7 protein-coding genes are annotated in these 10,164 nt (G+C 57.0%); 4 read left to right on the top strand and 3 right to left on the bottom strand.

The features are described 5' to 3' along the window. Positions 1-1,550, bottom strand: a 1,550-nt coding sequence (locus R6U41_RS14270; RefSeq protein WP_410270512.1) for an acyl-CoA carboxylase subunit beta, incomplete at its 3' end; no start/stop codon positions are given. 230 nt (positions 1,551-1,780) lie between these two features. On the opposite strand from R6U41_RS14270, the gene hisF reads away from it, so the two are divergent. Genes hisF through R6U41_RS14255 form a run of 3 tightly spaced genes read left to right on the top strand, consistent with a single transcriptional unit; the run spans position 1,781 to position 6,302 of the window. Beyond that, on the top strand, positions 1,781-3,364 hold the full coding sequence (gene hisF, locus R6U41_RS14265; RefSeq protein WP_410270511.1) for an imidazole glycerol phosphate synthase subunit HisF: 1,584 nt from the start codon (positions 1,781-1,783) through the stop codon (positions 3,362-3,364). Beyond that, entirely contained in the window at positions 3,361-4,986 is a 1,626-nt protein-coding gene (locus R6U41_RS14260; RefSeq protein ID WP_410270510.1) for a mucoidy inhibitor MuiA family protein, read from the top strand. Before hisF ends, R6U41_RS14260 begins: the two co-directional genes overlap by 4 nt. Continuing rightward, entirely contained in the window at positions 4,986-6,302 is a 1,317-nt protein-coding gene (locus R6U41_RS14255; RefSeq protein ID WP_410270509.1) for a class II D-tagatose-bisphosphate aldolase non-catalytic subunit, read from the top strand. The genes R6U41_RS14260 and R6U41_RS14255 overlap by 1 nt, the downstream gene beginning before the upstream one ends. Here the strand turns inward: R6U41_RS14255 and R6U41_RS14250 are convergent. After that, positions 6,287-7,156: a DUF1207 domain-containing protein gene (locus tag R6U41_RS14250; protein ID WP_410270508.1), complete on the bottom strand. Its 870-nt coding sequence runs from the start codon at positions 7,154-7,156 to the stop codon at positions 6,287-6,289. The two genes, R6U41_RS14255 and R6U41_RS14250, sit on opposite strands and share 16 nt — an antisense overlap. 201 nt (positions 7,157-7,357) lie before the next feature. Beyond that, a complete protein-coding gene (locus R6U41_RS14245) occupies positions 7,358-7,558 on the bottom strand; it encodes a cold-shock protein (protein ID WP_181552158.1) in 201 nt (66 codons plus the stop codon). A 318-nt stretch (positions 7,559-7,876) separates the two neighbouring features. Here R6U41_RS14245 and R6U41_RS14240 point away from each other — a divergent pair, with 318 nt between their 5' ends. Next, positions 7,877-9,730: an acyl-CoA dehydrogenase gene (locus tag R6U41_RS14240; RefSeq protein WP_410270507.1), complete on the top strand. Its 1,854-nt coding sequence runs from the start codon at positions 7,877-7,879 to the stop codon at positions 9,728-9,730. The last annotated feature ends 434 nt before the right edge of the window (positions 9,731-10,164 follow it).

Below are 10,164 nucleotides of genomic sequence, written 5' to 3'. Positions count from 1 at the left end.
AAGGGGATGTTTCCGTGTTTTCGGTCAGGTTTTTCCACTGTTTTGCCTTCCAGAAACTGCAGGGTACGGATCAGCTGATGGCGGGTCTCCCGCGGAAAAATCACATCGTCAATATATCCGCGCCGGGCCGCCAGAAAGGGATTGGCAAACCGCCTGCGGTAATCGGCCATTTTTTCGTTCAGCACGGCCTCGGGATCATCTGCTGCCTGGATTTCTCTGCGGTAGATGACTTCTGAGGCGCCCTTGGGCCCCATGACCGCGATCTCCGCGGAAGGCCAGGCATAGTTGACATCGCAGTGGATGTGCTTGGAGTTCATCACCAGGTAGGCCCCGCCGTAAGATTTGCGTACGATCACCGAAATCCGGGGCACAGTGGCCTCGATAAAGGCATAGAGCAGTTTGGCCCCGTGCCGGATAATGCCGCCATGCTCCTGCTCCGGGCCGGGCATGAACCCGGGCACGTCCACCAGGCTGATTAAGGGGATGTTAAAGGCATCACAGAAACGAACGAATCGGGCCGCCTTGGTGGAGGCGTCACTGTCGAGCACGCCGGCCAGCACCGCGGGCTGGTTGGCCACCAGGCCCACGACCTGGCCACCCAGACGGCCGAATCCGCAGATGATGTTTTTGGCAAAATCCGGGTGGACCTCCATGAACTCGGCCCCGTCCAGGATGCTGTAGATCAGGACGTTCATGTCATAGGTCTGCCCGGGGTTGGGCGGCACCAGATAATCCAGTGCCGGGTCCGTGCGCTCGGGCGGGTCGCTGAAATCCACCAAGGGGGCTTTCTGCTTGTTGTTGGACGGCAGGTAATTCATCAAACGACGGACTTCACGCAGGCAGAGAATGTCATTGGGCTGGGTGAAATGGGCCACCCCGCTTTTGGCTCCGTGAACCCCGGCCCCGCCCAGGTCCTCGGAGGTTATGTCCTGGTGGATGACGGTTTTGACCACGTTGGGGCCGGTGACAAACATGTAGGAGGAATTCTGTACCATGAACACGAAATCGGTCATGGACGGGCTGTAGACCGCGCCTCCGGCGCAGGGGCCCATGATGCAGGAAATCTGCGGGACCACACCGCTGGCCTTGACATTTCTGTAAAAAATCTCGCCGTATGCGGCCAGCGCATCCACGCCTTCCTGGATCCGGGCTCCGCCCGAATCGTTTAGGCCCACAATGGGGCACCCCACGCGCACGGCAAGATCCATTACCTTGCAGATTTTCTGGGAGTGGGCTTCTCCCAAAGAGCCGCCGATGACGGTGAAGTCCTGGCTGAACACGCACACTTCCCGACCCTCCACCGTGCCGTGGCCGGCCACCACCCCGTCGCCGGGATAGGTGCGTTCATCTCCGATGGCGCTTCCCCGGCCGGTTTTGAGCATGTCAAATTCTTCAAAGGAGCCTTCGTCAAGCAGCAGCTCAATGCGCTCCCGGGCGGTGAGTTTGCCCTTGAGGTGCTGAACCTCGATGCGCTTTTCGCCCCCGCACTGCAGGGCCTCCTTGCGCAAGGTTTCCAGAGTGGCAATGTTTTCCTGTAGTGCAATATCCATGGTGTTTCCCCCGCAAAAATCCGGTAAAAAGGATAACTGGCTTGTTTTTATAACGATTTATCAGATATCCATATATACTATCAAAAAATATCGTTCAAGACCATTAATAATGCAAGCAACATTGCAGGCAAAAGCAACCGGCTTGATTTTGGCGCACAAGTCGGTTAACCTGAACCCCATCAGGATTGAATCTCAGGGGTAACCGGAATCAGGGATGAAAAAGGGATCAAATGGTAACACTGCTTGATTATGGCGCCGGAAATGTCCGCAGCGTGGTCAATGCCATTGAAAAATCCGGCCACACCGTGCACATGGCCGCATCCGGTGATGATATCGCCCGGGCGGAAAAACTGGTTTTTCCCGGGGTGGGCAATTTTGGCAAAATGATGCAGGTGCTGGGTGACAAGGGGTTTGTGGAGCCCCTGCTTACCTTTTTGCGCGCGGACAAGCCCTTTTTGGGCATCTGCCTGGGGCTGCACGCCCTTTTTGAAAAAAGCCATGAAGCCCCCGGAATTGCGGGACTCGGATTTTTCACCGGCGAAGTCCGGCGGTTTGAAACCGAGTTGTCCGTGCCCCACATCGGCTGGAACGGCATTTCCGTGAAAAAGCCCACTAGCCTGTTTTCCGGCCTGGCCGAGGACGAGAAATTCTATTTTGTTCATTCCTATCACGTGGTGCCGCAGAACCCGGATGTTGTGCTGACCCGGACAGACTACGGCCAGTCGTTTGTCAGCAGCGTGGCTGCGGGCAACATCGCCGCCACCCAGTTTCACCCGGAAAAAAGCGGGGCAGCCGGGCTTGCCGTGCTGCGCAATTTCCTTGAACCCGGTCCGGAGGCCGCAATAGAGCTCCGGGACCCGGTTCGGACGCATCTGGCCAAAAGGATCGTGGCCTGCCTGGATGTGCGCCCAGATGACGCCGGGCAGCTGGTGGTCACCAAGGGGGATCATTATGATGTGCGCAAAAACGGGCAGGTCCGGGATCTTGGCGGTCCGGTGGACCTGGCCCGGGATTATTATGCCCAGGGGGCAGATGAAATCACGTTTTTAAACATCACGGGATTCCGGGATTTTCCCATGCAGGACATGCCCATGCTCGATGTTTTGCGCCGCACATCTGAGCACGTTTTTGTCCCGCTGACCATTGGCGGCGGGATCCGAAGCTATACGGATGCAGACGGCCGCAACTGGTCTTCTTTGGAGGTGGCTGCGCAATATTTCAGATCCGGCGCGGACAAGATCTCCATTGGAAGCGATGCGGTTTATATCGCGGAAGATTATCTCAAAACCGGAAAAAAGACCGGAGACAGCGCCATCGAACAGATTTCCGAGGTCTACGGCAGCCAGGCCGTAGTGATCTCGGTGGATCCCAGGCGGGTCTATGTCCATGACCCGGCAGATGCCCCGGACCAGGTAGTCATTGAAACCGCTGAGCCCGACCCGGAAGGCCGGTGTTTTTGCTGGTTTCAGTGCACGGTGAGCGGGGGGCGCGAGGGCCGGCCCGTGGATGCGGTCACCCTGACCCGGGTCTGCCAGGAGCTGGGTGCCGGCGAGATCCTGCTCAATTCCATTGACCGGGACGGCACGGGTGCGGGCTTTGACCTGGAACTGATCAGCGCGGTCTGCGATGCGGTCTCCATACCCGTGATCGCCTCATCCGGTGCGGGCAGCGCCGAACATTTCCTTGAGGTCTTTACCCGCACAAGCGTGGAAGCCGCCCTTGCAGCCGGCATTTTCCACCGCCAACAGTTGCCTTTGGGGCAGGTGAAACAATATTTGCAAAACAAGGTTGAAATCCGACGGGAGGGAATATGAAAACAATCCGGGCGGCCGTGATGATCACCGGTTTCGTGCTCATTGCCGGTGCTGCGTTTGGCGCAAAGCAGACGGTTTCCACCAAAATTACCAGCACCACGGTTTATTTTGACCAGGCCCGGGTCACCCGCCAGGGGCAAACCTCTGTGGATGCCGGCACTCATCGTTTGCTGGTGGGTGTGGAGGCCTTTTCCATGGATCCGGATTCTGTGACCGCAGAAGTCCGGGGAGAGGGGCAGATTCTGGGCGTTGGGGTGGCCAGTATGCCGGTTGCCGATTCGCCCAGGAAAAAGATCCGGGAACTCGAAGCCCGGCGTGATGAGCTCAAATCAGAGCAGCAGGAAATCACGGATGAAAAAACCGCACTCCAGCGCCAGGAGGCGTTTCTGGATTCAGTGGCGGAGTTTTCCGCAACCCAGGTGCCCCGGGAAATTCAGACGCAGATGCCCTCCCTGGAAGATCTGGACGCCACCCGAAATTTTTTGGAAAATCAGTACACCAATGTTTTCTCCGGGCTTCGAAAGGCCCAGGACAGCCTGGACAAGCTTGAAAAACAGATCCGGCAGGTGAACCGGGAGCTGGATATGCTCCGGGACCGGACCGACAAAACCGCCTCGGCCATTGAAATCCTGTTTGATTCAAAAACCGCCCAGACTGTTGATATTGCCGCCAGGTACGTGGTGAAAAATGCCGGCTGGTCGCCTGTTTACCGGGCCATGGCCGCGGATGCAGACCAGGGTCTGGATCTTTCCATGATGGCTCAGGTCAGCCAGAAAACAGGCGAGGACTGGGAGGATGTTGATCTTTCGGTCTCCACTGCCGAGCCGGTCCAGGGCGGGCGGCTGCCCGAACTTTCGCCCTGGTTTCTCGATGTTCCCGGGCCGGTTGCGCGCAAAGCCGACCGGGACGCAGGCGCCCGCATGCAAGAGATGGCCATGGGTGCAAATGCCAAAGCACCCGCACCCATGGCCGAGGCGGAAAAGCATGAAACCGCCCTGTCCTTTGAATATGACCTGCCCGTGCCGGTTTCCGTGGCCTCCGGGGAGGATGAAAACCTGCTGCCCCTTTTTACCCGCACTCTTGAAAGCCGGTTTTATCACCTCGCTGTTCCCCGCCGGGCGCCAGAGGCCTTTCTTGTATGCCGGGCAGAGGCGGATCGTGAACTGCTGGCCGGACCGGTGCAGGTGTTTTTCGAGGGCCGGTATGCCGGCTGCATGTTTCTGGAACAGCAGCCCGCAGGCCGTCCCTTTGTGCTGGGCATGGGAGCGGACCGATCAGTGGCGGTCAGGCGGGAAAAGCTTCGGGATCATCGCAAGGAGACCCGGTTTTTCGGCAAAATCGAGCGTGACACGGTGGTGCGGGAACTGGAATACCGGATTGTTGCGGAAAACCGAAAGCAAAGACCGGTTACAATCCATGTGCGGGACAGCGTACCGGTTTCCAAAACCGACAGAATAGAAGTAAAAGACGTTTCCTTTTCACCGCAGCCCGACCAAAAGGATTTTGCCGATAAGTCAGGGGTCATGCAGTGGGAAATGGAGCTGGAACCCGGCCGGAGCCGGGAGATTTCCATTTCCTTTACCGTGACCTATCCAAATGACATGCCGCAGCCGGTGTTTTAATGATGATGCAGAACCGACTCACAACCATGGGGCCGCATCAGCGAAGGGGCAGGGCGGAAGGCATCTACTCGGTGTGCTCGTCTCACCCGCAGGTTCTTTTGGCTGCGTTTGCCCGGGCTGCGGCAGACAACAGCGATCTGCTTATCGAGGCCACCTGCAACCAGGTCAACCAGTTTGGCGGCTATGCCGGCATGACACCGGCGGATTTTACCCGATACATCAGTGCCATGGCAGACCAAATGGGTTTTGACAAAGGGCGGCTGATTATCGGCGGCGATCATTTGGGCCCGCATGTGTGGAAAAATGAGACTGCGGACAGCGCCATGGACAAGGCCGAAACCCTGGTGGCCCATTGCGTGTCCGCGGGTTATGCCAAAATTCACCTGGATGCCAGCATGGCCCTGGGCGATGATCCGGACGGCCCCCTGGCTCCGGAAGTTTCCGCGGAGCGGGCCGCTCGCCTGTGCCGGGCAGCCGAAGCCGCGGCAAAAAAGCTGCCGGCCGGGGCCTCCTGGCCGGTGTACGTGGTCGGTGCGGAAGTGCCCACCCCGGGCGGTTCCATGGCGGAACCCGGGGATGTGCCGGTGTCAGATCCCGGGGAACTGGGACGGTACCTGGACTGCTGTCAAAAGGAGTTTAAACGCCTGGGACTTGAGGATGCCTGGCTGCGGGTCATTGCCGTGGTGGTCCAGCCGGGTGTGGATTTCGGCGGTCTCTGGGTGGCGCCGTACCAGCGGCTGCCGGCCGCGGCCCTGTCCGCCTTCCATGACCGGCTGCCCAATGCCATGACCTATGAAATCCATGCCACGGATTTTCAGCATCCGGATGCGCTTGCGCAGATGGTGAACGATCATTTCTGTCTGCTCAAGGTGGGGCCGGCTTTGACCTTTGCCTTGCGCGAGGTTTTGTTTGCCCTTGCCTGCATTGAACAGGAGTGGCTCGGCAGCTGCAAAGACGTTTCCCTGTCGCGTCTCCGGGAGGTGCTTTGCGATGTGATGGCACAGGCCCCCAAGCACTGGTCCGGTCACCATCCCGATTCAGGACCGGTGCCGGACTGGCGGGTGCTTTTCAGTTACCTGGACCGGGTGCGCTATTACTGGGGCTATGACCGGCTCCAGGCGGCGGTGCAGCGGCTGGAAACCAACCTGGGCACCGCCATTCCCGAGCCGCTGATCCGGCAGTACATGCCTGATTTGTCTGCGGCCGTGGCCGACAAAACCCTGGCCCCGGCGCCGCGGGATCTTGCGGACTGCAAGGTGCGCAATGCACTCAAGCCCTATGCAGAAGCCTGCCGCATGGATCAGAACCCGAAGTAGACCCCGAGGCCGAATGCGTCCATGTCATAGTCGTAAAACGCCCCGTAGGGAATAAAACCGTCATAGTATTCAGCCAGGACCATGATGTCCCGGCTGCTGTCTGCGCTTTTGAACTTGAGTCCGGCCTTGACGCTTACGGCAGGAGTCCAGCTTCTTTCCTGGAGTCCCTTGATATCCACCCCGGCCACGGGCACCCCGTGAAAAAGGATCGGCCTGGGACTTTCATATTCCATACCCGCCTGGTAGCTCCACCGGTCCAGATCTCCCGGGTCCCGCTGGAGCAGATAGTGGATGCCGCCGTATACGCGAAACGGTTCCCAGTCGTAGGCGGTGATCAGCTCTGCGGCCTCATAGTCAAATCCCGAGTATTTGTCCAGGAGGCCGGGATCGTCTGAAACGTAATCATCTCCCAGGTGAGAGCTCTGGTGATAGACCCGCAGGCGCAGGGAAGCGTCCCGGTCCCGGTATGTCCACAGCAGGCCGATGCTGTAATCCGAGTTGAGCAGGTCATAGGTGGAGGTACCCATGTCAAAATGAGAAAACACCCCGCCGCTGATGCTGATTTGCCAGGCACGCCCGGGTCCCGGGCTTTTGCGGTAGATGCCAAAGGTCTCGCCAAGACCGATGGCCGCGCCGGTAAAGTCTTTTCTTATCTCATTGTTAATGTGCCGGACAGAGCCGAAAAACCGGGGTTCCTTGGGGTCGGCAAGGATCGGCTTGAAAATCTCCTCTTTCGGGAAAAACCCCCCTTCATCCGGGTTCTGTGCCATGGCCGGGGAGGCCAGGAAAAACATGGCGGCTGCTGTCAGGCAGCAGGTGAGGTTGCAAGCGGCGGATCTGGTAGCTGTTTTCATGGTAAGGCTCCTGTAAGATAAAGATTTGGAAAGTCGTATGCTGCCAAAATACTCCTGCCCAAGCATTTTTGTCAAGTCACGGCCGCAAGCACCTGCTATGCAGTTGCCTGCAGTTTGTCCGGTAAAAAATTGCGCGTATAAAAAAAGCGCCCGGGAAAAATCCCGGACGCTTTTTGAAATGCTTACTGATGGGGGTATAAATTATACCACGGTCACGTCAACGGCGGCCGGGCCTTTTTGCCCCTGCTGAACGGTGAAAGTGACCTTGTCGCCCTCGTTTAGCGATTTGAAACCGGTTGCATTGATTCCGGAATGATGAACAAAAACATCTGTTCCATCCTCGGTTTCGATAAAACCAAAGCCTTTTTTGTCGCTGAACCATTTTACTGTGCCATTTGCCATAGTGTCATCCTCCTTTTGTAAAAGTTCTCTTGGTCTCCTTCGGATGGCCACTATAGAAATAGCTGTGCTGTTGGAAAGAAACCGTCCGGGTAATCATCTCAAGTCATTATAAGATTAAAATGACTATAGACCCGTTTGGGCAAAAGTCAAACAATAAAGCAACTGTTTACCGCTTTTATTTTTTCTTTTTTTCGACACATATGCAAAGTTCACGTTTACGTTGACTTTTGATAAAAAACATCGCTAAAATAATTCTTTTTATCGCTTTTCATTATTCTGAACATCTATATAGATCATCTCAGGAAAGGATTCAAAAAAATGGCACAGCAGATTGCAGACAAAAGGGACGTGGATTTTGTCCTGTATGAACAGTTTGATGCGGCGTCTTTGACAAAAAACGCCCGCTATCAGGATATGAACAAAAAGATGTTTGACATGGTGGTCAAGGAAGCCCGCAATTTCGCCATCAAGGAGCTTTTGCCGGTAAACGAGGAAGGCGACCGGGTGGGCCTGACCTTTGAAAACAACCATGTCAGGGTGCCGGAATGCTTTCACAGGCCCTACAATCTTTTGTGCGACGGCGAATGGATCGCCTTAAGCGAGGACCCGGAAATCGGCGGCCAGGGCTTGCCGCATTTAATCGCCCAGGCAGCGGCGGAATACATCGTTGGCGCGGATTTCTCCTTTGGCGCGTTTGGCTTTGCCACCCACGGGGCGGCCAAGATGATCGAGGTGTTTGGCACGGACAAGCAGAAGGAAATGTTTCTGTATAACATGTACTCGGGGAAATGGGCCGGCACCATGGTTTTAACCGAGCCAGAGGCCGGCTCTGACGTGGGCAATCTGGTGACCACGGCCAGGAAAAACGAGGATGGCACCTATTCCATTTCTGGCAACAAGATTTTTATCACCAACGGTGAACACGATCTGACCGAAAACATCATTCATCCGGTGCTCGCCCGCATCGAGGGCGCGCCGGCGGGCACCAAGGGCATTTCCCTGTTTATCGTGCCCAAGATTTGGATCAACGAGGACGGCTCCATGGGCGAGCCAAACGATGTCGTGTGCACGGGCATCGAGAAAAAGTTGGGCCTGCACGCCAGCCCCACCTGCCAGCTGTCTTTCGGCAGCAAGGGCAGCTGCCGGGGCTTGCTTTTGGGCGAGGAAAACCGGGGCATGCAGGTGATGTTTCACATGATGAACGAAGCGCGCCTGGGCGTGGGCGCCCTGGGCCTGTTTAACGCCTCCTGCGCCTATCTCTACGCCCTGGACTATGCCCGTCAGCGGCTGCAGGGGCGGGATATCGAGCAGCTTCAGAACAAGGAAGCCCCCCAAGTGCCCATTATCCGGCATCCGGACGTGCGGCGCATGCTCATGTGGATGAAAACCCACACAGAGGGCATGCGCAGCTTTGTCTATTACGTGGCCCATCTTTTTGACAAAATCGAGTGCGCCCAAAACGAGGAGGAAAAGCAGGGATGCCAGGAATTGGTGGATCTTCTGACCCCGGTGATCAAGTCCTATTGCACGGACCGGGGCTTTGAGGCCACGGTCCAGGCCATGCAGTGCTACGGCGGCTACGGCTATACCGAGGATTATCCCATCGAACGGCTCCTGCGGGATTCCAAGATCAACTCCATCTACGAGGGCACCAACGGCATCCAGGCCATGGACCTTTTGGGGCGCAAGCTGGGCATGAAAAAGGGCGCGGTGTTTATGAGTCTGCTGGGGGAGATGCAGAAAACCGTGGCCGCGGCCAGGGAGATCCCGGCCCTGGAAAGCCTGGCAAAGGACATGGAGGCTGCGGTCAATGATCTGGGCAATGCGGCCATGCACATGGGCAAGACCGGCACGTCATCGGATTTCAAGGTGGCATTTGGCCAGGCCATGCCGTTTCTCGATGTTGTGGGAGACAGCATCATGGCATGGATGCTGTTGTGGCGGGCTGTTGTGGCCGCCCCCAAACTCGAGGAAATCACCGGCGGGGTCGAAGGCAAAGAGCGGGCGGAAAAGATTGCCAAGAACAAAAATGCCGCCTTTTATGAAGGCCAGATCCAGTCGGCAGCCTATTACATTGAATCCATCCTGCCCGTGACCGCCGGCCGGATCAAGTCCCTGCAGCGAAACTGCCGGGCCGTGGTGGATATTCCCGAGCCGGCATTCGGCGGATAAAGGGCCTTGTCAAAGGGCATAACTCCCGGAGGTACAGGCTGAGCAATACCCGGGCGTTTCAAGGAAGTCCAAGCCATCACTTTCATTGCCGGGAGCGTGACGACAACATCTGTGCAATCAGCTTATGCGGGTTTTCGCATGAGCCGGGTCGGGTGTGGTTTGTTTGTCTGCGGCGCGGTTTCGGCGATTGGGCCGGGACTTTGGCTGGAATTTTAAAAACTCGGGCTGATCGCCCTCAGACAGTTTAAAATTCCGGGCGCCAAAGCCCCGGCCCAATCTTTTGCCGAAACCGCGCCAATGCAGTCAAACAAACCACCCCCGCCCCGGCTCATGGCCAGCGCACTGGGAATATGTGGCAACAAATATTTTCGGGTACCGGTCCGAGGTCGGTAAAATTGAGAGGGTTTTTTTCAATGTGTTTTACGGAGTTATCG

The sequence above is a fragment of the Desulfosalsimonas sp. genome (assembly GCF_046483245.1).
Lineage (GTDB): Bacteria > Desulfobacterota > Desulfobacteria > Desulfobacterales > Desulfosalsimonadaceae > Desulfosalsimonas.
The sequence above is the reverse complement of the archived record's forward strand: the minus strand, read 5'-3'. Positions and strand labels throughout refer to the sequence as shown.